25 protein-coding genes are annotated in these 25,932 nt (G+C 40.5%); 13 read left to right on the top strand and 12 right to left on the bottom strand.

The annotated features are described in order from the left end of the window. Position 1: 1 nt before the first annotated feature. Together EHQ70_RS09750 and EHQ70_RS09745 are read left to right on the top strand one after the other, a co-directional pair. Positions 2–1,414: a UTP--glucose-1-phosphate uridylyltransferase gene (locus tag EHQ70_RS09750; protein ID WP_135585884.1), complete on the top strand. Its 1,413-nt coding sequence runs from the start codon at positions 2–4 to the stop codon at positions 1,412–1,414. After that, a complete protein-coding gene (locus tag EHQ70_RS09745; RefSeq protein ID WP_135585882.1) occupies positions 1,411–1,668 on the top strand; it encodes an LA_0364 family Cys-rich lipoprotein in 258 nt (85 codons plus the stop codon). The genes EHQ70_RS09750 and EHQ70_RS09745 overlap by 4 nt, the downstream gene beginning before the upstream one ends. Here EHQ70_RS09745 and EHQ70_RS09740 read toward each other — a convergent pair. After that, positions 1,658–2,248, bottom strand: coding sequence for a TetR/AcrR family transcriptional regulator (locus EHQ70_RS09740; RefSeq protein WP_135585880.1), 591 nt, complete (start codon positions 2,246–2,248; stop codon positions 1,658–1,660). The genes EHQ70_RS09745 and EHQ70_RS09740 overlap by 11 nt on opposite strands. A 102-nt stretch (positions 2,249–2,350) precedes the next feature. Here EHQ70_RS09740 and EHQ70_RS09735 point away from each other — a divergent pair, with 102 nt between their 5' ends. Further along, positions 2,351–2,752, top strand: a complete 402-nt coding sequence (locus EHQ70_RS09735) for an acyl-CoA thioesterase (RefSeq protein ID WP_135585878.1) — start codon at positions 2,351–2,353, stop codon at positions 2,750–2,752. A gap of 32 nt (positions 2,753–2,784) precedes the next feature. Here EHQ70_RS09735 and EHQ70_RS09730 read toward each other — a convergent pair whose 3' ends face one another. The 3 genes from EHQ70_RS09730 to EHQ70_RS09720 are packed head-to-tail and all read right to left on the bottom strand — an operon-like array spanning position 2,785 to position 6,514. Beyond that, positions 2,785–5,196, bottom strand: coding sequence for a fibronectin type III domain-containing protein (locus EHQ70_RS09730; RefSeq protein ID WP_135585876.1), 2,412 nt, complete (start codon positions 5,194–5,196; stop codon positions 2,785–2,787). Between the two features lies 1 nt (position 5,197). Then, positions 5,198–5,839, bottom strand: a complete 642-nt coding sequence (locus EHQ70_RS09725) for an energy transducer TonB (RefSeq protein ID WP_135585874.1) — start codon at positions 5,837–5,839, stop codon at positions 5,198–5,200. Between the two features lie 15 nt (positions 5,840–5,854). Further along, positions 5,855–6,514: a MotA/TolQ/ExbB proton channel family protein gene (locus EHQ70_RS09720; protein ID WP_135585872.1), complete on the bottom strand. Its 660-nt coding sequence runs from the start codon at positions 6,512–6,514 to the stop codon at positions 5,855–5,857. Between the two features lie 106 nt (positions 6,515–6,620). Here EHQ70_RS09720 and EHQ70_RS09715 point away from each other — a divergent pair, with 106 nt between their 5' ends. The 5 genes from EHQ70_RS09715 (at position 6,621) to EHQ70_RS09695 (ending at position 14,081) form a co-directional block, all read left to right on the top strand. Further along, on the top strand, positions 6,621–8,501 hold the full coding sequence (locus tag EHQ70_RS09715; RefSeq protein ID WP_135585870.1) for a hypothetical protein: 1,881 nt from the start codon (positions 6,621–6,623) through the stop codon (positions 8,499–8,501). A 12-nt stretch (positions 8,502–8,513) separates the two neighbouring features. Further along, positions 8,514–11,717 carry an efflux RND transporter permease subunit gene (locus EHQ70_RS09710; RefSeq protein WP_135585868.1) on the top strand — a complete coding sequence of 1,068 codons (3,204 nt, stop codon included), beginning with the start codon at positions 8,514–8,516 and terminating at the stop codon, positions 11,715–11,717. Between the two features lie 73 nt (positions 11,718–11,790). After that, positions 11,791–12,153, top strand: coding sequence for a PilZ domain-containing protein (locus EHQ70_RS09705; RefSeq protein ID WP_135585866.1), 363 nt, complete (start codon positions 11,791–11,793; stop codon positions 12,151–12,153). A 48-nt stretch (positions 12,154–12,201) separates the two neighbouring features. After that, complete coding sequence (locus tag EHQ70_RS09700; RefSeq protein ID WP_135585864.1) at positions 12,202–13,446, top strand: sensor histidine kinase; 1,245 nt, start codon at positions 12,202–12,204, stop codon at positions 13,444–13,446. Then, on the top strand, positions 13,443–14,081 hold the full coding sequence (locus EHQ70_RS09695; RefSeq protein ID WP_135585862.1) for a response regulator transcription factor: 639 nt from the start codon (positions 13,443–13,445) through the stop codon (positions 14,079–14,081). The genes EHQ70_RS09700 and EHQ70_RS09695 overlap by 4 nt, the downstream gene beginning before the upstream one ends. A 426-nt stretch (positions 14,082–14,507) precedes the next feature. Here the strand turns inward: EHQ70_RS09695 and meaB are convergent, their stop codons facing one another. The 4 genes from meaB to EHQ70_RS09675 all read right to left on the bottom strand — a co-directional run bounded on the left by meaB (position 14,508) and on the right by EHQ70_RS09675 (position 19,975). Beyond that, positions 14,508–15,623, bottom strand: coding sequence for a methylmalonyl Co-A mutase-associated GTPase MeaB (meaB, locus tag EHQ70_RS09690; protein ID WP_135585860.1), 1,116 nt, complete (start codon positions 15,621–15,623; stop codon positions 14,508–14,510). Between the two features lie 99 nt (positions 15,624–15,722). Continuing rightward, positions 15,723–17,861 carry a methylmalonyl-CoA mutase gene (scpA, locus tag EHQ70_RS09685; RefSeq protein ID WP_135585858.1) on the bottom strand — a complete coding sequence of 713 codons (2,139 nt, stop codon included), beginning with the start codon at positions 17,859–17,861 and terminating at the stop codon, positions 15,723–15,725. A 1-nt stretch (position 17,862) separates the two neighbouring features. After that, positions 17,863–19,665 (bottom strand): methylmalonyl-CoA mutase family protein, encoded by a 1,803-nt coding sequence (locus EHQ70_RS09680; protein ID WP_135585856.1) that lies wholly within the window; start codon positions 19,663–19,665, stop codon positions 17,863–17,865. A gap of 1 nt (position 19,666) precedes the next feature. Then, positions 19,667–19,975, bottom strand: coding sequence for a hypothetical protein (locus EHQ70_RS09675; RefSeq protein WP_244288287.1), 309 nt, complete (start codon positions 19,973–19,975; stop codon positions 19,667–19,669). 65 nt (positions 19,976–20,040) lie between these two features. Here EHQ70_RS09675 and EHQ70_RS09670 point away from each other — a divergent pair, with 65 nt between their 5' ends. The 4 genes from EHQ70_RS09670 to EHQ70_RS09655 are packed head-to-tail and all read left to right on the top strand — an operon-like array spanning position 20,041 to position 22,915. Beyond that, positions 20,041–20,709: a lysoplasmalogenase gene (locus tag EHQ70_RS09670; RefSeq protein WP_135585854.1), complete on the top strand. Its 669-nt coding sequence runs from the start codon at positions 20,041–20,043 to the stop codon at positions 20,707–20,709. Between the two features lie 58 nt (positions 20,710–20,767). Beyond that, the gene (locus EHQ70_RS09665; RefSeq protein WP_135585852.1) at positions 20,768–21,529 is read left to right on the top strand and encodes a ferritin-like domain-containing protein; all 762 of its coding nucleotides are present in this window, start codon (positions 20,768–20,770) and stop codon (positions 21,527–21,529) included. Beyond that, complete coding sequence (locus EHQ70_RS09660) at positions 21,529–22,011, top strand: DUF2505 family protein (protein WP_135585850.1); 483 nt, start codon at positions 21,529–21,531, stop codon at positions 22,009–22,011. Before EHQ70_RS09665 ends, EHQ70_RS09660 begins: the two co-directional genes overlap by 1 nt. Positions 22,012–22,066: 55 nt before the next feature. Continuing rightward, a complete protein-coding gene (locus EHQ70_RS09655) occupies positions 22,067–22,915 on the top strand; it encodes a DMT family transporter (protein WP_244288286.1) in 849 nt (282 codons plus the stop codon). A 79-nt stretch (positions 22,916–22,994) separates the two neighbouring features. Here the strand turns inward: EHQ70_RS09655 and EHQ70_RS09650 are convergent, their stop codons facing one another. The 4 genes from EHQ70_RS09650 to EHQ70_RS09635 form a co-directional block, all read right to left on the bottom strand. Continuing rightward, positions 22,995–23,411, bottom strand: a complete 417-nt coding sequence (locus EHQ70_RS09650; RefSeq protein WP_135585848.1) for a type II toxin-antitoxin system VapC family toxin — start codon at positions 23,409–23,411, stop codon at positions 22,995–22,997. Then, positions 23,389–23,649 (bottom strand): ribbon-helix-helix protein, CopG family, encoded by a 261-nt coding sequence (locus tag EHQ70_RS09645; protein ID WP_135585846.1) that lies wholly within the window; start codon positions 23,647–23,649, stop codon positions 23,389–23,391. The genes EHQ70_RS09650 and EHQ70_RS09645 overlap by 23 nt, the downstream gene beginning before the upstream one ends. A 50-nt stretch (positions 23,650–23,699) precedes the next feature. Beyond that, the gene (locus EHQ70_RS09640; protein WP_135585844.1) at positions 23,700–24,254 is read right to left on the bottom strand and encodes a dihydrofolate reductase family protein; all 555 of its coding nucleotides are present in this window, start codon (positions 24,252–24,254) and stop codon (positions 23,700–23,702) included. An 89-nt stretch (positions 24,255–24,343) separates the two neighbouring features. Further along, positions 24,344–25,078 (bottom strand): hypothetical protein, encoded by a 735-nt coding sequence (locus EHQ70_RS09635; RefSeq protein ID WP_135585841.1) that lies wholly within the window; start codon positions 25,076–25,078, stop codon positions 24,344–24,346. Positions 25,079–25,387: 309 nt separating this feature from the next. On the opposite strand from EHQ70_RS09635, the gene EHQ70_RS09630 reads away from it, so the two are divergent. Continuing rightward, on the top strand, positions 25,388–25,795 hold the full coding sequence (locus EHQ70_RS09630; RefSeq protein WP_135585839.1) for a hypothetical protein: 408 nt from the start codon (positions 25,388–25,390) through the stop codon (positions 25,793–25,795). The last annotated feature ends 137 nt before the right edge of the window (positions 25,796–25,932 follow it).

Below are 25,932 nucleotides of genomic sequence, written 5' to 3'. Positions count from 1 at the left end.
TATGGAGAAACAGAAATCCGACCAATTGATTAGAGATACCATGAAGACCGCTGGTCTTTCCGATGCGTTCATCACCGATTTTATAAGTAAGGTAGATGCTGTGAGAAACGGCGAAACAGGGATGGTGAATTGGGAGGAAGTAGGAGATTTAGATCCCAAAACCGATGAAATTTCTTTAGAATCGATCCATTCTTCTTATCCTACAGATCTTAGTTTATTATCCAAATTGGTTGTGATCAAATTGAATGGAGGACTTGGAACCAGTATGGGTCTGGATAAGGCAAAGTCTCTCATCCCAATCAAAGGTTCTATGTCTTTTCTGGCCGTCATGGCAAAACAAATTGAATTCATCCGTTCTGAGTATGGGATTGGTGTTCCTTTGCTTTTTATGGATTCTTATAACACACAAGAAGATTCACAAAAAGAGTTAGAAAAAAACGGATTCAAACAATCCTTACGCACAAGTTTTTTACAAAACAAAGTTCCGAGGTTGGATGCAAAAACTTTTGCCCCCATCCAAAACAAAAATCAAAAAGAAAACTGGTGCCCACCAGGGCATGGTGATATTTATTTTACGATGGTCCAAGAGGGAATTTTGGATGAATTACTTTCTGCGGGGTTTGAAATCGCTTTTCTTTCTAACGGAGACAATTTAGGAGCCACTGTTGATCCGCATATTGTGAGTTATCTTTTGAAAGAAGACATTCATTTCGCAATGGAGATGACTCCAAAAACTCTTGCGGATAAAAAAGGCGGAGCCATTTATCGCAAAACAGTTGGTGGTAAATTCATCCAATACGAACTTTTAGAAACAGCCCAAGTGCCCAAAGAACATGAAAATGAATTCAGTGGACTTGGGAAATTTAGAACTTTTTCAACCAACAATCTTTGGATCAATCTTCGCGCTTTAAAAGAAAGATTCAATCAAGGGAACTTTTCACTTTCTCTCATTGTCAATCCCAAACAAGTGGATGGTATACCAGTCATTCAATTAGAAACGGCAATGGGAAGTGCAGTCGGAAATTTTCCTAAGTTTAAAGGGATCATCATACCGAGAGATAGGTTTGCCCCTGTGAAAAAAACAGAAGATTATCTTGTGCGACGTTCGGATGCTTATATTCTCAATGCTGACTTTTCGCTTACCATGACAAAGGAAAGAAAAGCTTATGGACTTGGTGAAATTTTAGTACAACTAGATGAATCCTATTATAAAAAAATTCATCAGTTTGATTCATTATTTTTAGAATACCCTTCACTTCTTTTTTGTGAAGAGTTGGTTGTGACTGGTGAAGTATTGTTTGATACCCCCATCGCGATTAAGGGAAAAGTAAAAATCCAAAACTTGTCGGGTGGACTAAAAACTATCTCTTCGCTTGGCAGAACAGAATTTGAAAACGAAACCGTCTCTTTATGAAACTAGTTATTGTTTTTAGTTCTTTATTTTTATTTGTCCAATGTGGGTCACCATTTTCATTTCGATCTGCTTGCTATGAACGTAACAAATGTTCAACGATTGAAGGGAGTTGTTTTTTACGTAATGATGCTTTCTATAAAGTTTCGACAAATAGTCCTGAATACAGTGCTCTTGATTTATCGGCGATTGTAGGAAGTTGTTTGGGGTTAGAGAAAACTTGTCGTAAGAACTGCGAAAGTGGAACTATTTTTTAGCTCCAAAATCGAAGACTTGTTTCATTTGAGCTAACATCCGTTTTATATATACTTCATTTAAGGAAATCCTCCAGTTGATAAGGGCTCCTTCGTAAAGATTAATCAAATCCCGCGCCATTTCCATCGGTTCTATTCTTTCTTCCAACAGACCATTTGATTGCCATCTTGCTATATACATTGCAAATAGTGTCTCCCATCGGAAAGCTATTGATTTGAATTCGTCACTAAATGGCTGTTCGCCGACAGGAAATTGACAAGAGAATATTGCAATCGGACAACCTTGGTAGTAGGAACCATCTTCATTCATTTGGATTAGAACCGCTTGGGAAAGTTGAGCGATAAATTCATCAGGGGAATGGGATTCTCTAAGGATTTGGCGGAACCAAATGAGCACATCGGCGCCGTAAGCTTGGATGACTCGAATTCCTAAGTCGCGTTTGGATGGATAGTGGTCATAGAAGGAGGCTTTTGCTGTCCCTGATTCTCGGATGAGTTGGTTGATGCCGGTGTGGTAATATCCTTGTTGGTAGAATCGTTTTTTGGCAATTTCGAGGATGCGGTGCCGCGGGGAGCCTTTCATGGGATTAGAGTGTGGTGGAGGGGGGAGGGATGTCAATGCTTACGAACCGTTCTGTCTGTTTTTTTTGTATACAGACAGAACGGTCTGCCGAAACCTATCCCCATGCCCCACACCACCCAAATCCCCGTCCTCTGGAGCCACATGGACGCCAATGGCCATGTCAACAATGGAGTGTACCAATCCTATTTTGACGAAGCCCGGATCCAAGCCCTAGAAAACGAAGGTTTCTCCATCCAAGAGATGCGGGAAAGAAAGGTAGGTCCGGTTATGTTGAAAGCGGAGTTGTCTTATCACAAACCCCTCCACCATCCTGATATTGTTCGTATTGAAACAGGTTTTCAAGAGATGTCAAAAATCAAAGGGAAGGTCGTTCAAAACATGTTTCGTGTTTCTGATGGAGCTCTTGTTTGCGAAGCAATATTTTCGGCGTTATTTTTTGATTTTGAAAAAAACAGACCTTGGAAACTCCCTGATACATTTTTAGCAAAGTTTAAAGCGGATTAACACAACAAACTCCCTTTGCGGGAGTTCTCGTTTTATTCGCGAATAAAAGAGAGTTGGCTTTTTTCTGGAACCAACACTTTGTCTTCAAACTCACCGGATAAGGATTCATAGTTAGGTGATAGTTTGATCTTCCACTTTCCTTTTTCTTCGAGAAGATCGGAGTCTACGATATTTTTGCCACGGAAGATTTGATTTTCATTCCACTTCATGATGATGTTTCCTTCCACATCTTCTGCTTCAATGGTCAAACGAACGGGTTTCACTTTATTTTTCCCATCCCAATACATTGCAGTCCAAGGACCGATAAACTTCTGTATGGCGGATTCACCAAAGGTTTTTACTTTTTTTATATCAACCACGGTATCTGAAATGACAGAGGTTACTGGTTTGGAAAATAAACTTTCTCCGATCCCTTTGGAAACAGATTGGATGGCAAAAAAATAAAATTGGTTTTTTGTTAAGTTTTGTAATTTAAAATTTGTATCGGTAGTTTCCTTTACAAGGCTCCACTCTGAATCATTTTTTTTACGCATGTAAATTTTATACGATGTTACTTTGGGAATAACATTCCAAGTGAATATAAATTCACTTGTTTTTCGGTTTTCTGAAACATTCAGTTCAGGCGATTTGATTCCTAACGACCTTCCTGCTACGAGAGAGGGAAACCCAATGTCTGGTTCCGAAGGGAGACTAAACAATTCACCTTCAAATTCCGAAGCCACTGCATAAAAAGATTCTTTTTCATAAGAGTGATCATCTTTGAACTGGAGATCGGTTGTTTTTGCAATTTGTTTCCAAGCTCCATTTGTTTTCCGAAAGATATGATAGGAGACAGCGCTTGGGGAACCTTCCCATTGCAAAATGGTAGCCCGTGCATAGAGTCCCTTCGAAGCTGTTAGATTTTTTGGTCTCGGTTTTAAAACTTCGGAAGGATCTAAATGGGCAGAAACATAATAACTTGATTCGCCAATGAGTTGGTTTCTTTCGGGAATGACTTGGTAAATTTCGCTATCACCATTACGGCTGGCTTTTAAATCAATATAGGTAGTTTTTTCTGTTTTGCCTAAAAATCGATAGATCCTCGCTGTTGGATTCCATTTATAAACAGCGTAAGTTGTGGAGATCGGCTGCGGATCCCATTCTAAAAGAATACGATCGTTAGTAGGTGCAACAAATGCATGAAGATTTGTTACTGGCAATATACCTGCTGGTTTTGTTGGATCAACCGCATAACCATCGTTTGAATCAAGGGACGCCTTTGAAAGAAAATTCTCATCTAAACTTGCCACACGGTAATTATAGGCCGTATTTTTTTGAATTCCAAAGTCTTCAAAGAATGCTTGTTTTGATAGTCCAACTAGTTGGTATTTACTGTCGATTTTACGTTTACGATACACTTCGTAGCCGATGGCACGTTTTTCTCTAGACCAACTGATCCGAATCCTATCAGAAAAATCACCCCGAGACGCAAATACTTCTTTTGGCGGGAATAGATTGTGTTCGCCGTATTCTAAAGATTCCAATGCATCATTTAGTTTATTCTGTGTTAGGAGTTCGTTTTCGGTTTCCGAATCGGCTACATACACTGATTTTGTGTATTTGGGAAAGGTTTCATAAGATATCCATAAATAACCTTGGTCACCCCAAGTGGTTCCCCAGGAATTCCAAACCTTAAAAGCTTTCTTTTTATCGTTAAAACCCAAAATCACAAGAGACTGCGCTCCTAAAACTTCTCCTGCACCCGTTTCAAAAACGGCATCGGATTTTGGATCTATAAAATTTTCATAAACCAAATATCCGATCAAAACCGGTCTTTTTTCAGCTAAGGCAAGTTTGATGGTAGTCAGGTCATGTGGTTCGATTCGATAGATTCTTCGAAGCCTTGCCTTTCGTCCTATTTCAACAATATCCGCTTTGGGCCTAGTTCTAAAACTGGAAGAGGACTCGTTCATTTGTTGTAATGATACAGAACCGCGACTTTCTGCAAGCACCAAGGCATCCAACAGAGAAACCGCTTGGTCTTTTCCACTATTTAATTGGTTATAAATAAAGTTAGGGGAGTATAATTGTTTCTGGCCATTCGCGGAAGTAGGCCCTAATGAGGAAAGATTACGGATTCCTTTTTTTTTGGCTTCTAAATAGGAAATTAGTCCGTATCCTACCGTATAACCAACATTATCTTTGTAAGTGCCTTGGTCTGTGGGAATTGGAAACTCGGTAGTAAAATCAAAACTCCCTGGTAAATCGGAAGCCACCATCTCAGATCGATAAGGCGGAATGCTCTGATAAAGTTCAAAAGGATCGGGGATAAGGCCTGGTTTTCTTGCGGAGGATTTGGATTCTGTTTTTCCAGTGATGGGTTTGGATTGAAACCCAATGATCATAAGGGAAACTGCAATAAAAATAGTTCCCATTGCAATTCGATGTTTGGTTTTCCGTAACATATTAATCCTCTTCTAAATCAAAACTGATCGGGAGTCTATGTGCCATCCTCGTTGGTTTTCCTTTGTCGTATCCGGGAGAAAACCTCGCTCTTTGGATGATGCGAATGGCTGCTTCATCAAATCCATAACCTGCTCTTCCTGAAACAACCTTCACACCTTGGAGGGCGCCGTGTTCATCCACTTGCACCATCACAATCACAGTCCTTTGACTGATGTTGGCGGCTTTGGCGGCTTCTGGGAAATAAGCTTTCAAATCAAAATCAATGATGGGAGTAGGTGGTCTATCTCCATTGAAGGAAAATAAATATCCGTCTTTATCGGTTCCATTACCAGAAAGTTGGTTAGGATTCAAATCAGAATTATCTGGTTTTTCTTCCGCATCTTTGTTTGATCCTTCCACCCACTCTTGTTTTTCTACAGGAGCAGGGCTCGAAGTTCCCCCAAGTAGTTCCGGCGGAATTTCTTCAAAAGAAACATCCATATCTTCCATCGAGGTTTCTTGGAAGGCTGCATTACTCGGAAGTGTGAGTATAAAATAAATCAAATAACAAAATACATGCAACCCAACTGAGGCAAAAAGACTAGCTCGAAAAAGTCCAAATCGTCTCAGTTTGTATTGCAAAGATAATGTAAATGACTTCATAACAATATGGTCTTTCTAGTGGTGGATGTTAGGTGTAGAACTAGAAGATTGGTTGTGTTTTCCACTCGTGACAAAACTGGCATGGATTTCTTTGGAAAGGATTTCCAAATGTCCAAGGACTAGTTTCATTTTTCGAGTGAAGTAGTTGTTTGCAATCACCACAGGAATGGCAACGGCTAGACCCGCAGCAGTTGCTAGTAGGGCAGTCGAGATACTACGCATCACCACTTCGGCTCCCGAATTTCCAAGAGTTCCCAGACCATAAAAAGCTTTGATCACACCAAGAACCGTTCCTAAAAGACCGATGAAGGGTGCGTTATTTCCAAGAGTGTTCAAAATAGGAAGTCTTTCTTCCAGACTCAAACGTTCTTTGAGAATTTTTCCTTCCATGAGTTCCATAAGACCTTTATGATTTTCCTTTTCCCGTTCTAAAACGAAATGGATGAACCGAGAATAGGAATTTTCCATGGGGTGGGACTCTAATAATTTCTCAGTGCCTTTTAGATCTCTATGGCGGATGAGAAGAGTGAGTGAATCCAGAAGAGACTCTGATTCTTTGTTAAAATTACGTTTATAAACAATCAACCTTTCGATAAATACGGCAATCGCGAGAATACTCGCAAATAACATAACGAGGAATATGATCTTTTCCCCAAGGTCTACGAAATCTTGCATTTTAGGAACCTTCTAACGGACAGAATTCTTTACCTTGGACAACAATCAAAGAGAAAAATTGCGGAAAAAGAACTTCGGTTGCCTCTCAGTCCACCCTAAAGAAAGAATGATTCCAAAGGTTGGTATGAAGGCAAAAGACATTCTTCCCAGTTTTTTTGGGTTCATTTTTATCGTTTTAGGTGTTTCGTTGGTAGTGTTCTATGCTACGAAATCTTGGGAGACATTTCTCAATCTCTGTCCCAACAAAGATTTTTTATCTTGGGATGAGAATATCCGACTGAACCAAGTCCTCGATCAGTATGTGGATTTTCGTTCAGGGAGTTTCTTCAAAGGGATTTTGCCTTTTTTGGAAAGTCCTACTTGGCCACCCCTCCGCTCTATTCTAACTTTTGTTACGCTCTATTTACCGATAGATGCTTACGAAACTTATCGAGATTCTTTTTTAGGGCTTTTGTTTTTGATTTTAGTATATCCAGCTCTGGTTTATATTGTTTTTCGCATAACAAAGTCATTATTTTGGTCAGGAATCCTATCTGGTTTAATTTTGATTCTCACCATCCAAACGGGAGAGGTTCCGGCATATTCTCTTTCTTCGATGTTGGAAACACAATCTATGTTTTTTCTTTTGTTTTCTGTTTATGCTATCTATCGTTTGTATGATGTAGACAACCGTGAAAAAGAAATTGATTCCACAACAAAGTTGTTAGTCCTATTTTCTTTATTTGGTTTTTATTTTACCAAATATCCTTATGGGATTTTATTTTTTATGGCATGTTTTGCCTATGAACTTTTACGATCTCCCGCTCTTTATAAAGAGGCTTTGTTTTATTTGCTAAAAAATTATGCGAAAGGGATTCGTTTAGTATATTTAGTTTTTGTAGTGCTCATGGTATTTTCCTTACCAGTCCTACGAGTGGTCACAAAAATCAATCTCAACCAAAAAGGGTTCAAACAATTTATGTTTGGAATCACCTTTCTTTTGTTTGTGGATCTTTCTGTGTATTTTTTTCGCAAACGAGATGAGGTCAAAAAAGTATTTCCAAAAACCGCTGTGGTACTTTGGGTTTATGCAATATTTCCGGCTTTCCTTTGGTTATTTATGAATCCGGATCGGGTGAATGCTCTGATCGATGCTCAAATGATTGTAAATGCATACACTCGAAGTTTTTTCTTAACTCTTTGGACAGAACCAGGACTTGATCCTTCTGTGCCAGGAGTATTCGATTTTATTTGGGGATTCCGCACTCTCATTATATTTTCTATTCTTTCCCTTTTTTATTTTGTATTTCGAAGAGGAACCAAATTCCAATCGAAACTGAGAGACCCGCTCCTTGCGGGAACTCTTGTTTTGTTTTTGGAACTTCTGATTTTAGAACTGACTACGGGGAACAAACAACCAAGGCATGTATTACAATTTATTCCTGCCATCGGGCTTGTGAGTTTTCTGTGGATTTTGCGTTTGTATGAGTTAGCTGAGACCAAACTAGAAAAGCTCGTTTCTGTTTCTGTTTTTTTACTCACTTCTGTTTTTGTGTTTTCTAACTCCTTATATTCGCAAGGGATTCTTTCCGGGAATTTTTTTGAAAACAAAATGTTTTGTTACCGTGGGATGAATGCCAGTGATTTCCAACCGGCAAGAGAAATCGCCGAACAGATATCATCTGAGAAAAAATACATTTTGATCAATGCCTTCCATTTTGAGGAAAAATATGGTTCCAAAGGCCGTGTCCTTGCCTCCGATTTCGATCTTGCCATGAAACTGAAGACTTATAAACAGGGAATGGTACGAAACGATAACAAATACCGCTGGAAAGAATGGACAGATTTTGATTCCGTACTTTTATTGAGTGATGTTTGTCCCGATAGTTTTGTAGAAGAAAAATTTGAAAATCGGACAAAAATCTTAAATAGTAAGTCAACGTTGCTCTCTACTTACAGAGAGAGTTCCGGTACTGCTTGTCTCCAAGAATATAAATTGCTCAAATAGAGAAAAAATTTTATGAGTATTGCTTCCTTTTCGATCAAACGTCCCATATTCATTTCCTCGTTAGTCATCATTATGGTGATTACGGGGTTTATCTCTTTGAAACGAATTGGTGTCGATCTTTTCCCTGACATCAACATTCCCTTTGTCGTGGTTTCAACTGTTTATCCGGGTGCAGGCCCGGAAGAAATTGAAACCTCCATTTCCAAACCCTTGGAAGAGGAACTAAGTTCCATCTCCGGTTTGAAACGGATCACATCCAGAAACCAAGAAGGGATCTCGATGGTGTTTGCGGAATTCAATCTCACGACAGACATCAAATATGCAGAACAACAAGTTCGGGATAAAACCGCCCGAGTGAAACCACTCTTTCCTGAATCTTCCAAAGAACCTTTGGTGCAAAGGTTTGATCCATCTGACCAACCCATCATGAGGATTTCCCTTTTTGCGGACTTACCAGAAGGGGAACTTTATGATTTGGCAAAGGAAAAAATCAAAACCAAATTAGAACAGGTCAATAACGTAGGTGCGGTAAAAATCATTGGTGGATCTCGCCGTGAAATTCATATCGAACTTGATCGTAACAAAATCAATTCTTACCAGGTCCCTGCCATTGCTATTGGGAACCAAATCAAAAACTCAGGTGTCAACATCCCTGCCGGAAAGGTGGAAGGTGGCGATAAAGAAACATCTTTTCGAACCGTTGCCAAATACGAATCCTTGTCCCAAATTGAAAACACAGTGGTTTCCTTCGGTGGTGAATTTGGACGAGGAGTTCTTGTTAAGGATTTAGGCCAAGTCAAAGATACTTTACAGGACCGCCAAACAGTCGGTATGTTGTATGCTCCTGTAAAAACAGAAGAACACGAAGAACCATCTGTTATTGGAAAACTTCTTTTTAAATACGAACCTCCCAAAAAAGAAAGAGTACAAAAGAAAGCTCTCTTTCTGGATGTTTACAAACAATCCGGTGCCAATACCGTAGAGGTTGCCGATGGGATTCTTGGAAAAATTGATTCCATCAACGAACAGATCAAAGACTTAAAAGGAGCACCTAAGGTCATTCTCATCCGCGATGGATCCAAATGGATTCGTGCCAATATTGAAGACGTTACCATCGCCATCATTCTCGGGATTTTACTCGCTGTGATTGTTGTGTATCTTTTCCTTGGGAACATCCGTTCGACTCTTATTACGGGTATGGCCTTACCAAACTCAATGTTAGGTGCCTTTATCATTATGTATGCCATGGGTTTTACCATGAACGTAATGACTCTTCTTGCCCTTTCCCTTGCGGTGGGACTCCTTGTGGATGATGCCATTGTGGTCAGGGAAAATATCTTCCGGAAACTAGAAGAAGGGGAATCTGTCATTGTTGCGGCAAGGAAAGGAACAGAAGAGGTAACTCTTGCTGTTATTGGAACTTCCTTAACAGTGATTGCGGTATTCCTTCCGATTGGATTTTTATCAGGGATTGTCGGTCAGTTTTTCAAACAGTTTGGGTTTACCGTTGTTTTTGCGATGATCATCTCTCTATTTGATGGTCTAACTGTGGCACCGATGTTATCTGCTTATTTTGCAGGAAAAACAGACATCCATAAAAAGAAAAACATCGTATTACGTAACTTTGATAAATTCCAAGACTTTCTGGACAGAATGTACGGAATTATCATGAACTTTGCCCTAAAAAAACCATGGGCAGTCATTCTACTTACTTTTCTCACATTAGTTACTAGTATTTTCTCACTTGCATTTGTGAAAAAAACCTTCTTACCAGCAAACGACCAAGGTGAGTTTATGGTGAATGTAGAGATGCCACCAGGAACTTCCTTACAAGGAACTACGGAAGTTGTAGAAGACATTCAAAATGCCATCATCCAATTTGTGCCTGAGATGGATCTTCTCGCAACCGTTGTTGGTAACAGTGATGGAGAATCCAATATTGCTACCATCGGTGTGGCTCTTCTCCCTTCTGAATATAGAAACCGTACGACAGGCGATGTCAAAGACCAGGTTCGTGAATTTTTAAAACAATACCCTCAAGCAAGACCGAAAGTGAACGACTATTCGGCGATTGGTGGTGGGGTTCAATACCCATTTAACTTAAACTTAAAAGGTGAAAATCTAAAAGACCTGGAAGCGTATTCGTTTAAAGTCATGGAAGAATTACGAAAAATTCCTGACCTTACGGACGTGGACACAACTTACCGAACAGGAAAACCAGAATTCCAAGTAGTTCCAAACCGTGCAAAAATGCAAACCGTGGGTGTGGTCGCTGGTGTTATGGGGGCCGAACTTCGTTACCATATTGAAGGTGGGGAAGTGGCTAAGTATTTAGAAAATGGAATCGAGTATGATGTAAGGCTTCGTTTGAAAGAAGACCAACGAAATTTACGAAGATCGTTTTCTGAAACTCGTGTGCCGAACATCCAAAACCGTCTCATTCCACTCAGTGCCATTGCTGAAGGAAAAGAAAGTAGTTCTCCTGCAAGGATCATCAGGGAAGACAGATCCCGAGTGGTTCCAATCAACGCAAACCTAGCACCGGGCGGCGCGATTGCCTCGGCATCTGATGCTGCGACAAAAATTCTGAAAGAGAAACTTCAGCCTCCTCCAGGGATTACCTATTCCTTTGTGGGCCAATCGGAAGATTTTAAGGAACTTTTACAAAACATCATCCTTGCTTTTGGAATGGCTCTTATCTTCATCTATCTAGTGTTAGCTTCTCTATATGAATCCTTTATCACACCGATTACGATTCTATTCGCGATTCCACCGGCCATTTCGGGAGCTTTCTTTGCTCTTGCTTTGACTGGTGAGATGTTAAACCTTTTCAGTATGATTGGACTCATCCTCCTCATGGGACTTGTGGCCAAAAACTCCATCCTTCTTGTCGACCATGCAATGCTTGCCATGAAAGAACATGGAATGACAAGAGATGAAGCCATCTTTGATGCGGGATCAAAAAGGCTCCGTCCCATCTTAATGACATCCCTTGCGATGATTGCAGGAACTTTGCCAATTGCTCTTGGAATTGGAGAGGCTTCTAAATCAAGAACTGCCATGGGGATTGCGATCATTGGGGGGCTTGTCCTTTCCACTCTCATCACTCTCATTGTGGTGCCTGCTGTGTTTGGATACATTGACCGTCTTCGTGAAAAGATAGAGGGAGCTTTCCGTCCTGATTACGAAATTCGACCAGAGGATTTAGAGGGCTAACCTCAAAACTTACTGATTCTAGGGCATAAATTTAAACTTGCCCAAACTTTGAATTCGGCGTTCCCTTGCTTACATGTCCAGCGAACGCCGAATTTACAAACGAATCTCCGAAAAAGTCCATCTCACATACCGAGTGATCCAATCGGGGGCCGTCTCGGCCCAGTTTTTGCCCAAAGATAAGGGAGAAGGTGATTCCCAAGATATTTCTGAGGGAGGACTCCTATTTCGCACCAAAGAACCAATGCCTCTCGGTACTAGATTGGAATTAGAATTAAGATTTCCAGATGTTAAGTACGTTTTGTACCCTAAAGCAAAGGTGGTTCGTTTGGAAGAATTTGGAGAAGGTGCTTTCTACGAAGTAGGTCTTGAATTCAATCAGATGTTTGATGATGATCAAAAATTATTATTAGAACATATTAGTCGATTAGAAGTATAAACCAAATTTTCTCTACCCTTAAAGATCTGGCGATGCGGTAGAACTTATATGTTTCAAAAGTTATCTAGTTTTTTTCGTGGGATCCCTCTCGAACCGATTTCTCTCCTTGCTGTATATTCAGAAATCATCAGTAAACTTTATTTCTTGGGGTTCGCGTATTGTTTGGCTTACATCCAAAGTGTCTATTTGGAATGGAATGCCCCAGACCAAACCAATTGTATTCTTTCTGCCATCCAACTTGTACTCAGTGTCATCTTAGTTTTAACTTCCTTCTTTTTTAGAAGGTTCTTTGGATTTGCCCCTATCATTGTCCGTCTGACTTTTTTTCTTTTGGTTTTGGTGGAAATCGAAACAGGATTTCATGATCCTTCCATTCCTTATTTTGATCCTAGAAATTGGTTAACCATCACGGCCTTACTTGCAACTTCTTCCTTCTTTTATCCAGGTCTTGTTTGGCAGTACATTTTGGAATGGTCGATTGTTCTTTTGATATACATCATTAGGGTATATTTTGCCAACCAAACAGTGATTCCACTCGAAACATGGAGAGAGATGTCTACCATTTTCCCGTTATTTTTAGTGGCTTTCTTTTTAAACCATTGGTGGTTTCGAACCAGATACATTGCCGCTTATCGTGGGATGTTGTTGGAAGAAAAACGACGAACATTTTTCCAAGACATCCACGATAGTTTGGGTTCACAACTGACAGATTTGGTGATACTCACGCAAAAACTGGAAAAAACTCCCAAAGAAATCACAGACATCCAATTACAAAAATTAAAACAACTATCCCAGTCCGCACTCCAGTCTTTGCGTACCCAAGTCCAAGAAGAAGACCAAAGGGAATTATTCCAAGAATCGTTGTTAGACGGTTTGAAGTTATCCATTAAAAAAAGATATAAACTTGCTGGTCGTAACATCAATTTAGAATGGGTGGGTCAAGGTGAAGATCCTATCATCAAAATAGGAGATCCAGAGATGGCACATCATATCCTTCAGATCTTTAAAGAAATCACAACCAATGACTTGCGGTATGGAGAAGGGATCTCCACTTGGAAGATGGAACGAACGTCGGACCATCTCCAATTCCGATTTTCTACAGAATCACAAATCCCGGAGAATCCAGAAAAAAAATCGAAAAACCAGAACCATCAAGAGGAAAACATCTCTATATTGGGTATCGGCGAACGTGGATTATACCAAAGGATCAAAACCTTGGGCGGAGAAATCAAAATCATAGAATCTCCTTATCAAATTGATATGAAACTTCCGTTAGGAGTTTTTGATTTATGAAATCCATTTCTATTGGCATCATTGAGGACAATTTGGATTTTTTACATTCTCTCTGTGGAGTGTTAGAAGAGAATCCATCTCTGCATTTAAAAACTTGGAATTCTGCAGAAGAATTTTGGGCAGAGGACGCGGCTAAAGAATGGGATCTTTTGATTTTAGACATTGGCCTTCCTGGAATGAGTGGGATCGATGTACTCAAAACCTATCACACGACTGAGTCGAGAAAAAGCCTGGTGATTTCTTCCTTACAAACAGATGATGCTATCTTTTCTGCCCTTAGGAACGGGGCTTCCGGTTATATTTGGAAATCAGAATTAGATTCCCTACATGACACCATCCAAACCTTACTCGATGGGGGGAGTGTGATTTCTCCTTCTATCGCCGCAAAAGTTTTGTTAAGTTTTCGTAAACCCCAAACCAATCTAGATTCGGGAGTGGGGGTCGAAGTTCTCACACCCAGAGAAAGACAAATTTTGGAACTGATCGTGGAAGGGGATAGTCCCTACCAAATTGCTTCTCTTTTCGGAACTACCGTGGGTACGGTGCGCCAGCAGATCAAAACGATCTATAAAAAACTCCAGGTCAATACGAGAGTGCAGATGTTGAAAAAGGCCCGCCAGTTCGGCATTTTTTGAATGGGGAGCGGTTTAACATTTATACCATCTGGTAAATGGACAAGTGCCAGATTTTCCAGTATGATTCTAAGATCAACTCACCGAAACACATACAACTGCGAACTGAGTCCATGGATTGGGTCTCTGCCCTTTGGGTCAAACTAAGACTTGTTCTATGGTTCGGTGTGTACTTTGCTCTTGTATTTCTGATGAATTGGGTTTTATAAGGGCTGCCAAAACTGGTTCCCTTTGCGTTGGTTATCTTCTTTCCTTCCCCGTTCGATTTTTATACCATTTGGTAGATAGACAATTCCCTAATCCCCGATAGAATAGATCCTGTATGCCAGTCTTTCCTATTCTTTGATTGGTACTAGCGAACGATTTCCATTTGACAATCTATTTGCTCATGCAAACGCCATCGCGTGTGACCGCCGCGGTGGTGTTTTTTTATTTGTCTGTTAGGTGTTTGATTTCTTTTAGGAGAGTGGATTTTCCGCTCATCAGTTTTTTTTCCGATTCCAGAATGGATTCTTTTTTCCCGGGACGCATAAAAAACTGTTCTAAAACTACTTCTCTCAGAGTTTCTTCAAACCACATCCGAGTTTGATTTTCTCTGTTCTTCGCGTAATACCCGTTTGTTTTTGTGGTAGAGATATAATCTAAAACCAAGTTCCAGATTTCGTCGATTCCTTTTCCCCCAATCCCACTACAAGTGGTGGCTCTAGGTGTCCATTTGGATTCTGGGGCAGGGAAAAGATGGAGGGCTGATTCATATTCCACTCTGGCCCGCATGGCAAAGGGTTCATTTTGTCCATCGGCTTTATTGATGGCGATGAGGTCAGCCATCTCCATAATCCCACGTTTGATTCCTTGGAGTTCATCTCCCGCGCCGGCAAGCATGAGCAACAAAAAAAAGTCCACCATGGAATGGACTTGGGTTTCGGATTGTCCCACACCCACGGTTTCTATGATGATGGTATCAAATCCTGCTGCTTCACAGAGGTACATGGATTCTCTAGTTTTTCTTGCAACACCTCCCAAAGAACCACTGCTAGGTGATGGGCGTATGAAGGCATTTTCAGATTTGGAAAGAATTTCCATTCGAGTTTTGTCACCGAGAATGGAACCTTTCGTTCGTTGGCTACTGGGATCAATAGCAAGGACGGCCAGTTTATGATTTTGTTCTAGAAGATAACTTCCAAAACTTTCGATAAATGTGGACTTACCAACACCAGGCACTCCTGTGATTCCAATTCGGATGGAATTTCCCACCTTTGGCATCACCAGTTCCAAAACGGCTTGGGCTTTGTCATTATGTGCTTCTAAATTACTTTCTACAAGAGTGATGGCTTTGGATAGGTGAGTGCGGTTTCCCGAAAGAATGCCGTTTGCAAGTTCTTCCGCTGAGGTTTCTTTGCGGGTAAGTGTTTTTCTTTGGTCACGAATGTAGGGAGAAATGGCGGGAGCATCGGCGACACCTGGGTTTACGGAAAGTGCCGATTTTGGATTCGCAACTTCCGCATCCTCTTTCTTTTTGCCAATGTCCTCGTTCGGTGTTTCCATATGGTTTGAATTTCTATTGGGGAATCATCCGAAAAAACACCGATTGTTGTTTAGACAAATCGGTGTTTGGTGGAACGGTTTCCCAGTCCTATTTAGAACTTAAGCGGCTCTTCTTTCGCCGAGAAGGATGTTCAGAATTTGTTTGGCAGCTTCTGAGATCACAGTCCCTGGTCCAAAAATCGCTGTGGCCCCTGATTTGTAGAGGAAGTCGTAATCCTGTGCAGGAATTACCCCACCCACAACCACGAGTACATCTTCTGCTCCCAGTTTTTTCAGTTCTTCTATTACTTGTGGGACAAGGGTTTTGTGACCAGCAGCAAGAGAGGAAACTCCCAAAATATGGCAGTCATTCTCTACCACTTGTTTGGCGACTTCTGCTGGTGTTTGGAAAAGTGGCCCGATATCAACGTCAAAGCCCATATCCGCAAAACTAGTGGAGATCACTTTGGCACCACGGTCATGTCCATCTTGGCCCATTTTGGCAACCATGATCCGCGGACGGCGTCCTTCTAATTTAGCAAATTCGTCAGCAAGGTCTCTTGCTTCGATATACCCTTTGTCTTCGGAAATTTCAGAGGAATACACTCCAGAGATGGAACGAATCACAGCTTTGTACCTCCCAAATACTTTTTCCATGGCATAAGAAATTTCACCAAGAGAAGCTCTCTTTCGTGCTGCGTCTACTGCGAGTTCGAGAAGATTCCCTTCACCGGTTTCTGCACATTTAGTAATTGCGTTTAACGCAGCTTCTACGGCAGAACTATCCCGATCTTTTTTCATTTGTTCCAAACGTTTGATTTGGGCAATACGAACGGCAGTATTATCAATGTCTAAAATATCAAGAGGAGCTTCTTTATCCAAACGGAACCGGTTCACTCCTACAATCACATCCTTCCCAGAATCGATACGAGCCTGTTTCCTTGCAGATGCTTCTTCGATCCGCATCTTAGGAATTCCTGTTTCGATGGCTTCCGCCATGCCACCTAACTTTTGTACTTCGGTAATAAGGGCCCAAGCTTTTTGGACTAAATCATTTGTGAGTTTTTCTACATAGAAAGAACCACCCCAAGGGTCGATGACTCGGTGGATATTGGTTTCTTCTTGGAGATAAATTTGTGTATTTCTTGCAATCCTTGCCGAGAAGTCGGTAGGAAGGGCAATGGCTTCATCCAGTGCGTTTGTATGTAAGGACTGTGTATGACCTAGGGCAGCGGCCATCGCTTCGATACAAGTCCTTCCAACGTTGTTGAAGGGGTCTTGTTCGGTGAGAGACCAACCGGAAGTTTGGCAATGAGTTCTGAGCGCGAGTGACTTAGTGGATTTGGGTTGGAATTGTTTGACGATCTTTGCCCAAAGAAGCCTTCCCGCTCGCATCTTCGCGATCTCCATAAAATGGTTCATTCCAATTGCCCAGAAAAAAGATAGGCGAGGAGCAAACTCATCCACGGAAAGCCCAGAAGCAATTCCTGTTTTGATGTATTCCCATCCGTCTGCGAGAGTGTAAGCAAGTTCCAAGTCCGCAGTGGCACCCGCTTCTTGCATATGGTATCCAGAAATAGAAATCGAGTTAAACTTAGGCATGTACTTGGAAGTATAACCAAAGATATCGGCAATGATTTTCATGGAATGTTTTGGTGGGTAAATGTAAGTATTCCGCACCATAAACTCTTTCAAAATATCATTTTGGATGGTACCGGAGAGTTTGTCTTTGGAAACTCCTTGTTCTTCTGCCGCCACAATGTAGAAGGCAAGCACTGGAATGACGGCTCCATTCATGGTCATGGAAACAGACATTTGGTCCAGAGGGATTTGGTCGAAGAGGATCTTCATATCCAAAACCGAATCAATGGCCACACCGGCTTTCCCCACGTCTCCTACCACACGGTCATGATCAGAGTCGTAACCACGGTGGGTGGCAAGGTCAAAGGCAACAGAAAGTCCTTTCTGTCCAGCAGCTAAGTTTCTGCGATAAAAGGCATTGGATTCTTCCGCTGTGGAAAACCCAGCATATTGGCGCACCGTCCAGGGTTTGTTCACATACATAGTGGAATAAGGGCCACGTAGGTAAGGAGGAATTCCGGCAGCATAATTTAGATGTTCCATCCCTTCCAAATCAGCCTTCGCATAACGAGACTGTATGGAAATGCCTTCTGCCGTTTGCCAAAGGGAAATGGATTTTGGATCCGGTTTCCCTGAACTGAAAGAAAGAGGAGTATTTGCAAAATTAGGTTTGTTCATTTTATTTCCCGATCCATTTGGTTTGGGCTTTTTCCATAAATTCTACGATGTTTCGTTTCATATGGATGAAGTCGTCGATCCCGAGTGATTCGGCTTGGGTGATTAGATCTTTTGGATATCCTGCGAGGAGTTTCCAAGAGTTTGGAAGTTGGGATTTCATTTCCGCTGCAAACTCTGGTAAGTAAGTCGCATACTCTTCGTCAGACGAACAGAGGACAACAATTTCGCTCATCAGTTCTTTTGCCTTAGCGACCCCTTCTTTGACAGAAGCAAATCCTAAGTTGTCAGTGATTTCATAACCAAGGCAGCCGAGGAAATTGGAGCTAAATCCAGCGCGTGCTTTTCGCATGGTTAGATCCCCGATGGTGAGTAAAAATATTTTGGGAAGTTTTTTACCAGCTGCTACATGGGCATCCGTGAGATTTCTCCATTTGTCAAATTCGTAGGAAAGTCGAATGGGAACCAAACGAGCGTAAGTGGACTTATTCTCTGTGGTTTTCAGTTTTGAAGTTTCTTGCAAAGAAGATACGAGTTCTGGATGTCTTTCGGAAGGGAGTGGGTACTGGTTCGTTCCGAGTAAAATTTCTTTTTTGGTAGCGAGTGCGTCTCTTTTTTTGTCGGCTCGAGTTCCAATTTCACTTTGGATGAATCCTTTTTTTAAAGCCTCTCCAAACCCTCCGTCTTTTTCCAAAGCCTGGAATTTGGCCCAAGCTGACTCCGCCAATTTTTTAGTGAGGACTTCTAGATAATAAGATCCAGCTGCTGGGTCTTCCACTTTATCAAGGTAAGACTCATAACGGAGTAGGAGTTGTGAATTTCTAGCAATTCTTTTGCCTAACTCTTGTTGTGCGGAGTATTCGGAATCAAATGGCAATACAGAAACAAAATCAGCTCCACCCATTACGGCAGACATAGCCGCTGTGGTTCCGCGTAACATATTGACATAAGGGTCATAGGCTGTGAATTGAAAATTGGATGTCCTTGCTACAATCAGTGCGGGCAGTGATTCCCCAAGGCCTGGTTTGTAAGCATTTAGAATTTCTGACCAAAGGATGCGCGTGGCTCGAAGTTTTGATATTTCAGTGAAGTAGTCAGAACCAATGCCCATCCAAAACCAAATGTTGGAAGCTGCCTCTTCAATTTCTACACCGGCATCAATATGGCGGTTTAGATAATCTACACCCCAGGATAAAGAATAAGCGAGTTCTTGGCCTATGGAGGCACCTGCATCTCTTAAATAATAACTATGGATTCCTACTCCGGCAAACCCTTTGGTTCCCGAAAGAGAAGAGAATGTTTTACCGATTTTGTTTTCTTCGATTCCCAGTTCCCCATCTTTTAAAGCAGATCCATAAGGGTCAAAGTCACCAAGTACGATGTTATGCGAAGAAGTGAGTTTTTTAAGAGAGTCGGAAAAACCGGCAGTTTGATTTCCAAGAGAAACCACTAAAGGAAGATTTCCAGTAAGGTCTGCCAATCTTTCTAAGTCGGCAGAAGAAGTGATTTTTAATCCGGATGATTGTCCGTTCGCAAGTAGAACAGCAGCATCGGCTCCTTTTTTGGAAAGGTTCACAAGTTCGGATTCAGAGGTGATTGTTTCTGTGACATTCCAACCGTTTGTTCGTTTGTAAACTCGGGGGAGGTCTGCGATATCTTCCTTGCGGTAAAAGGGTTCGATTTTGAAACCCTCTTCTGTTTCCCAAGTGACTTTGTCCCAAGGGTTTCCTTTTAAATCTTTGAGGATTTGATTTTTCCAATCCTCAGTCGAAACTTCTGCGAAGTCTGAAAATAAAAATTCGTTCAATTTATTCCTCTACGATTTGGTAATCTTCCATGTATCCTGGAAAGTCGCCTAACCCTCGTGTGAAGGTGAACTTTGCAGGATAAACGACGAGACGTTTCCCTGATTGGATGAAAGTTCCCGACAACAATGTGAAAGGGGAGGCAACGATAAATGCTGCTGTCCCAAGGACGGTACCGGCAAGACCCATGGGGCGAGCTAATATCAAATCGATTAACATTTCGCCACCAGAGGGCACTTCTCTTGCGGACAAACTTTGGCTCCATAAGAGACAGATTAAGAAAAGGATGGACAAGGGTCGTGTTTGTTTCATAGGCTGATCACTCGGGCTTTCATCTGATGAAATCTCGAGAATGATATCCCTGTAAAGTAAGAAATATGGCTAAAGAAATTGTTTTGTTTGTTCTCTATTCTATTGTGCATCTTTTTGCGATCGCTACGATCACAAAACAGGATGTTTTTTATCTCCCATCAAAAATTATCCCGATCCTAATCCTCATAGTAGCACTGTTTCGTTACTTCCCGAGTTTGGAAAAACGTGGTAAATTGGTGGCTGTGGGTCTTGTGTTTTCGCTTTTTGGAGATAGTTTTCTTGCTCTCCCACAAGAAGGATTTTTTGTATTTGGACTTGGATCCTTTCTCATTGCCCAGTTGATTTACTCCTATGCTTTCACATTGGATTCCAAAATCAAACCTCTCCTAGCCATTCCTTTTTTATTGTTTGGTAGCTCTTTCTTCATTGTAATTGTGCCAAAATTAGGTGCCCTTCTCATTCCGGTAGGAATTTATATTTCTGCGATATGCCTTATGGGTTGGCGCGCCGCTGCAAGAAACTCTGTGACCAAACCATTTTATCTGGGTCTTCTTGGGGCATTGATATTTATCGTTTCAGATTCCATTATCGCATATTCTATGTTTCTAAAACCGGAAATGGACAGATTCACCGCGTCCATGGGAATTATGATAACCTATTATATTGCCCAAGTGCTCATTTACTCTGCCACAAAGTTGGAAGAGTTGGATGTTCGCTCAGTGAAAAATACTTGATTCACATAAAACTCGCGAGTATCGTATTTATGGTTTTGAATAACCAGGGAATGGGATTATGAAATCACTAAAAAAAACATCCTTTATCGAAGCAGTTGCTGCTGCCATTGAACATGAGGTTCAATGTTTTAACTTTTATCTTAAACTCTCAGAAAGTCTGCCAGAAGGTCAAATCAGAGAATTGTTCAGCCAACTAGCGTTAGATGGTGATGAGCATATTAAATTCATTAAAGAAATTTATAAAAGTGCTGAGGGGAAAGAACTTCCTAACCTAAAACAACTTTCCGAAATTGAAAAGTTTCATTCTTCCACAATCCAAAAGGTTATGGATAGGCTCGATCGAAACAAAAACGAAGAAGTCAAAGCAGATGAAAGAAAAGCGATCGAACTTGCCATCAGAGAAGGAGAGGACGCTCGTAATTTTTATGCAACCATTCGTAACAAGTTCCAAGATCCAAAAATCAATTTGTTATTCCAAAAGTTAGCAAACTTCAACGAGTCCAACAATTCACTTTTAGAAGCACAAGCAATGGCCATGGAACAGTCCACTCCTGCCGACCAAGTATTTTATTGGGAAGATGAGGATTTGATGGAACAAGTGAATCGTTCCCCTAAATCATCTGCAAAACCAAAAGTTACCAAACCAGCAGCGAAGCCAAAAACAGCGCAGGTAAAACCTTCGGCTAAAAAAACTTCTAAACCTGCCAAACCAGCAAACAAAAAGTCGGCGAAGAAAGCTGCTAAGAAGGCAGTGAAAAAAGCTGTAAAAAAAGCGGCAAAGAAATCCAAACCTGCTAAAAAGAAAGGTAAGAAAAAATAGTGAAATACCAAGTAACACATACATTTCCCGTTTCGGTAGATAAACTCCTTCATGCTAGAGAGGAAAGATACAAACATTTGGATCAGTTCCCTGATTTAAAAAATGTCACTCTATTGGAAGAAACAAAAGAGGGAAATATCATTCGTCAGAAACGTAAAGTGAGTTTGGAAGGATCTATGCCTGCCGTACTTTCGGCAGCCCTTAACGATCTTTCCCTTCTTGAAGAATCCACTTTTGACATTACTACCAACACTCACGAATTCAAAATCTCACCTCCAGGGAAAGACAATGTATTTGTGATCAAAGGGAAAAGTAAATACGAAGCAGATGGATCGGAATCCAAACGTACATATGATGTGGATGTGATTTCTAGTCTTCTTTTTGTTTCTCCTATTGTGGAGAAAGCAATCGAAGAAATTCACAAACATAGTTTGGAAAAAGACAGAAAATCCATCGCCAAATTTCTGGGGGTTGAATCCTAAGTAAGAAGTGAAGTCTTCTTCTCCTTCGTTTCTACGATCTGTATTGGAACTCAATTTGACGATCCTCATTATGGGGAACGTCACTTTGTTTGCCAAACTCCTTCCCTTTCCGGCAGTCACGATCATTTCTGGTCGGGCACTATTTTCCGTCATTTTACTTGGACTTTTCTTTTGGCTTCGTGGCAAGTCTGTTTCTTATCGCAGTTTTAAGGACTCTGCTTTTGTTTTTGGGATTGGAATTTTATTTGCTCTGCATTGGGTTACCTATTTTCACTCCATCCAGGTTTCGACTGTGGCTGTGGGAATGTTGTCCCTTTTCACCTATCCTGTGTTTTCTGCTATCTTAGAACCATTGTTTGGTGGGAAAAGGCCGGAACCTTTTGCTTTCTTTTTGGCCCTTTTTTCTTTTTTTGGACTTTTTCTCATAGTGCCGGATCTTTCTTGGGATAATCAAATGTTCCAAGGAGTGGTTTGGGGGGTTGTCTCTGCTGTTCTTTATGCCATTCGTAATTTACTCACCAAAGAAATGCATGTTCATTATCCGAGCGCCCAAATTCTTTTCACACAACTGATTGCAACTAGCATTGTTCTCCTTCCTTTTGCGGATGGTCTTTTTGTGATGCTCGCAGAACCCAAATACCTGGTATTCCAAGTGGTTCTTGCGGGAGTGTTTACTTCACTTGCTCATACCATTTGGATTCGGAGTTTATCGAACTTGTCTGTGACCACTGCCGGAACTTTGTCAACACTTAGTCCGATTTACGGAAGTTTGGCGGCCTGGTATTTTCTAGGAGAAGTGCCACCCGATAGACTTTGGTTAGGTGGTGGAGTGATTTTGTTTTGTGCGATTTTGGAAGTGTTTCGAAAACAGGCGGAGAGTGGAAAGAGGGAAGAGGTGGGCTAGGTGAGAGGAATCGTTTTTCGTTTGGGAAAGTGATGATGGGCTTCGGAAGGTGCTAAGTTTTAATTTTGTAATCTTATATTTAAACTTTAAACAGGTTTTGTAGAAACTTTCCTTTTAAAGTTTTGTAAATGGAAAAGTCTGAATCAATACTGACAATTCGTTCGATTCCTTGTTTTTCTGAAATACACATTAGGGAAGCATCTGCTAAATCCATTGGTAAATCAGAGTATTTTCTCATCCGATTTTTAATGTATTTGAGATCTTCAATACTTAAATCGATAACCTGAATACTTCCTCTTTCAATCCATTCAAGGAAGTCAGATTGAGCTTCAACAGAAAAAGAGAGTAGGTAAATTACTTCGGTGATTACAGGCCAAGACGATATTAATTCACCTCTGTAAGATTTAAGAAATTTTAAAGTGGCTTTATGAAATTTATCTTTTGAATTAAATAGAGCAATGATTGGGCCAGAATCAATGAGAGCTACGTTTTTCATTTTTTTTCCCAATCGCTTGGCGGATGTATTCTTTTCGTTTCTCTGCTAAATCAGTAATACCAGAATTATGTTTTCCGAATAAATCTAAACCTAGTTCAAATGGAGTTTTGTTATCGCTTCGATTTTTAAAATATTCCAGAATAGAATCTCTTACGACTTCTGTACGGCTTTTCCCCTCGGATTTTGCAAAGGCATCTAATTTTCTTTCTAAATCAGGCGGAAGACGCAAACTAATCATATATAAAATGTATCACAATTGTGTATTACAGTCAAGTTTTGTTTTCCCCATTACTGGAATCCATACCGAAGGATGACTCCGCCTGTGGTAAGGGCTCGAGTTTCGATGAGATTTAAATTCTTCTCTGGGATTCCTTCTTGGAATAGAAGTTTTCCTTTCCCTAAAAATACGGGAGCTACACACAATCGGATTTCATCAAATAGGTTTGCTTTGAGTAAAGATTCAGAAAGGTTTCCACTGCCGAATACAAACATATCTCCATTCCCTTCCTGTTTCCATTTTGGGATTTCAAGAACTGCATCTTTTACAATGATTGAATTGTTCCAGTTTGCCGTTTGGAGAGTTCGGGAACAGACAAGTTTTTGGATTCTGTTCATATACTTGGCAACGTCTCCTTCGTCTTCGTTCGCATTTGTCCAATAATCGGCCATACCTTTATATGTAGTGGCACCAAACACGAGGCAGTCGGCTGAGTTCAATTGGATGAGGCTGAATTCTTCAAGTTCTTTTCCGTAAACTTGTCCGTGAAAACTAAGATCCCAACTTTTTTCACCTTCGAAATATCCATCTAGGGTGACTACGTTCCACATGATTAATTTTCTCATCTGATTTTCCTGGTTCTATGTTTTTGTGAATTTGAATTTTACTAGTATCATGATGATTCTATATGATTAACAATCATTTAATGCTACAATTAGAATGTGAGTCCAGCGGAAATTAAAACTTGAGAAAAAGTTGCATTTTTAGGGTACGATTGGTTCAGACTTTGGCTTAGGAGTAAATCCTGGTATTGTTTGGGTAACGATCCTTCGTAATAATTTGGATTAAATGTTACGTTATGATTTGTTCTGCCTGCTTCGATGTACCCACATTGTAGTTCCAATGCAAACAAAAAGTAATCCCAAATTTCCGTTTTATAACCGAGTCCGATCGAACTAAAAACGCGGTCAGAGAAAGATGTGTTATGTAAGTAAGGTTCCAGGTTGGTATTGTTTTGAGAATAATTTGTATAATTTTCTCTTTTTACAGTGAATCCTTTTTCTAAACCTAAATTCAGGCTGGCAAAGATGGAAGTTGCTATATAGTATTGAATGTTGAAAGCAAAAGTCTCGCCCTGTTTGGTCCGTGAAAATTCATAGATGGCATTGGTTCTATTAGGATTCGAATAGTACTGCCCATAGGACTCATCTTTGCCTTTCCCAATCCCATAGATAAATCCTAAATAAATGTTTTTAAACGGTGAATAAAGGATCTGTAGATTGAAGGAACTTGGTATTTCTCTGTTTTGATTCCCTTTATCTGATTGTATGATCCAAGGAGTAAAGAGAATTTGTGTTTTTTTCCGTTCGATTTCTTCTGCGAATGTATCTTTTGCAATGAAACAGAAAAATATTAAAATGATCCATTGTTTCTGTTTACTGAAATTCATTTTTTAGATGGTTCCAACGTAATGCCAACTTTCATAATACCGTTACAAAAACAATATAGAAGGTATTTTTTATATATTTCAATGAAAAACATTCTCCACTGAAAAATATTATTAGGCATTTCAATTTCGTTAGGTGGCGGCTGGTTCCTGTTTTGTGTGGAGATCCTTTGTATCAGGAACATCATTCTAAAGATTCCTGAGAAATATAAAAATAAATCCAAACAACATAGAAAGATTTGACAATCTTTTCCAATTTTGGTATCTAATCTCTCCTTGTAGAAATAATATATTTCTGCAAAGGAGCATGTTTTGAAGAAAATTACGTTTCTGTTTGCGTTTGCACTTTCTGCCTTTGTATTCCATTGCCAGTCGGGAGATAAAACTTCTGCGGAAGAGGCGAAAACGATCTTAGAAGGAAATTGGGTTCTAACAAACAATTGTGTCACTGACCCAAGTCCAAATCCCAATGCTTGGCTCATCATTAGCAACGGTCGGGATATCAAATCTTGCTATAAAAAAACAAACTCTGTGGTCAAAGGGCAGATCACAGGTTCCGAAGGAAACTATCGTATCAATTGGCAAGAAGGTCCTGCTTCGACGGCTCAGTATCCAGTGGGAGGTCCTTTGAATCTTTTTGGAATGACCACCGAAGGAGCGACTGTTTGTTATACTCGGATTAAAAATCCTAAAAATAACCCACCTGCTTTTTGTAAGTGATGGAATGTCTGAATTAGAGTTATTTTAGTAAAATAAAACTGAAAACCTTCCATTCCGCCGACGGTAATGGCAGCGGAAATTCTTTCTGGTTGGAAAGTATAAAATGGTATAAAATTCCTCCAGAAAGATGGACGTAG

This window comes from Leptospira congkakensis (assembly GCF_004770265.1).
GTDB classification, from domain to species: domain Bacteria; phylum Spirochaetota; class Leptospiria; order Leptospirales; family Leptospiraceae; genus Leptospira_A; species Leptospira_A congkakensis.
This window is presented reverse-complemented; position numbering and strand designations above follow the sequence as displayed.

Excerpts from the sequence above, each read along its gene's own strand:
- EHQ70_RS09710 (WP_135585868.1), top strand. The coding sequence starts at position 8,514 with ATGAGTATTGCTTCCTTTTCGATCAAACGTCCCATATTCATTTCCTCG.
- EHQ70_RS09750 (WP_135585884.1), top strand. The coding sequence starts at position 2 with ATGGAGAAACAGAAATCCGACCAATTGATTAGAGATACCATGAAGACC.
- EHQ70_RS09640 (WP_135585844.1), bottom strand. The coding sequence starts at position 24,254 with ATGAGAAAATTAATCATGTGGAACGTAGTCACCCTAGATGGATATTTC.
- EHQ70_RS09700 (WP_135585864.1), top strand. The coding sequence starts at position 12,202 with ATGTTTCAAAAGTTATCTAGTTTTTTTCGTGGGATCCCTCTCGAACCG.
- scpA (WP_135585858.1), bottom strand. The coding sequence starts at position 17,861 with ATGAACAAACCTAATTTTGCAAATACTCCTCTTTCTTTCAGTTCAGGG.
- EHQ70_RS09730 (WP_135585876.1), bottom strand. The coding sequence starts at position 5,196 with ATGTTACGGAAAACCAAACATCGAATTGCAATGGGAACTATTTTTATT.
- EHQ70_RS09665 (WP_135585852.1), top strand. The coding sequence starts at position 20,768 with ATGAAATCACTAAAAAAAACATCCTTTATCGAAGCAGTTGCTGCTGCC.
- EHQ70_RS09715 (WP_135585870.1), top strand. The coding sequence starts at position 6,621 with ATGATTCCAAAGGTTGGTATGAAGGCAAAAGACATTCTTCCCAGTTTT.
- EHQ70_RS09650 (WP_135585848.1), bottom strand. The coding sequence starts at position 23,411 with ATGAAAAACGTAGCTCTCATTGATTCTGGCCCAATCATTGCTCTATTT.
- EHQ70_RS09675 (WP_244288287.1), bottom strand. The coding sequence starts at position 19,975 with ATGAAACAAACACGACCCTTGTCCATCCTTTTCTTAATCTGTCTCTTA.
- EHQ70_RS09745 (WP_135585882.1), top strand. The coding sequence starts at position 1,411 with ATGAAACTAGTTATTGTTTTTAGTTCTTTATTTTTATTTGTCCAATGT.
- EHQ70_RS09635 (WP_135585841.1), bottom strand. The coding sequence starts at position 25,078 with ATGAATTTCAGTAAACAGAAACAATGGATCATTTTAATATTTTTCTGT.
- EHQ70_RS09740 (WP_135585880.1), bottom strand. The coding sequence starts at position 2,248 with ATGAAAGGCTCCCCGCGGCACCGCATCCTCGAAATTGCCAAAAAACGA.
- EHQ70_RS09705 (WP_135585866.1), top strand. The coding sequence starts at position 11,791 with ATGTCCAGCGAACGCCGAATTTACAAACGAATCTCCGAAAAAGTCCAT.
- EHQ70_RS09725 (WP_135585874.1), bottom strand. The coding sequence starts at position 5,839 with ATGAAGTCATTTACATTATCTTTGCAATACAAACTGAGACGATTTGGA.
- EHQ70_RS09645 (WP_135585846.1), bottom strand. The coding sequence starts at position 23,649 with ATGATTAGTTTGCGTCTTCCGCCTGATTTAGAAAGAAAATTAGATGCC.
- meaB (WP_135585860.1), bottom strand. The coding sequence starts at position 15,623 with ATGGAAACACCGAACGAGGACATTGGCAAAAAGAAAGAGGATGCGGAA.
- EHQ70_RS09720 (WP_135585872.1), bottom strand. The coding sequence starts at position 6,514 with ATGCAAGATTTCGTAGACCTTGGGGAAAAGATCATATTCCTCGTTATG.
- EHQ70_RS09735 (WP_135585878.1), top strand. The coding sequence starts at position 2,351 with ATGCCCCACACCACCCAAATCCCCGTCCTCTGGAGCCACATGGACGCC.
- EHQ70_RS09695 (WP_135585862.1), top strand. The coding sequence starts at position 13,443 with ATGAAATCCATTTCTATTGGCATCATTGAGGACAATTTGGATTTTTTA.
- EHQ70_RS09670 (WP_135585854.1), top strand. The coding sequence starts at position 20,041 with ATGGCTAAAGAAATTGTTTTGTTTGTTCTCTATTCTATTGTGCATCTT.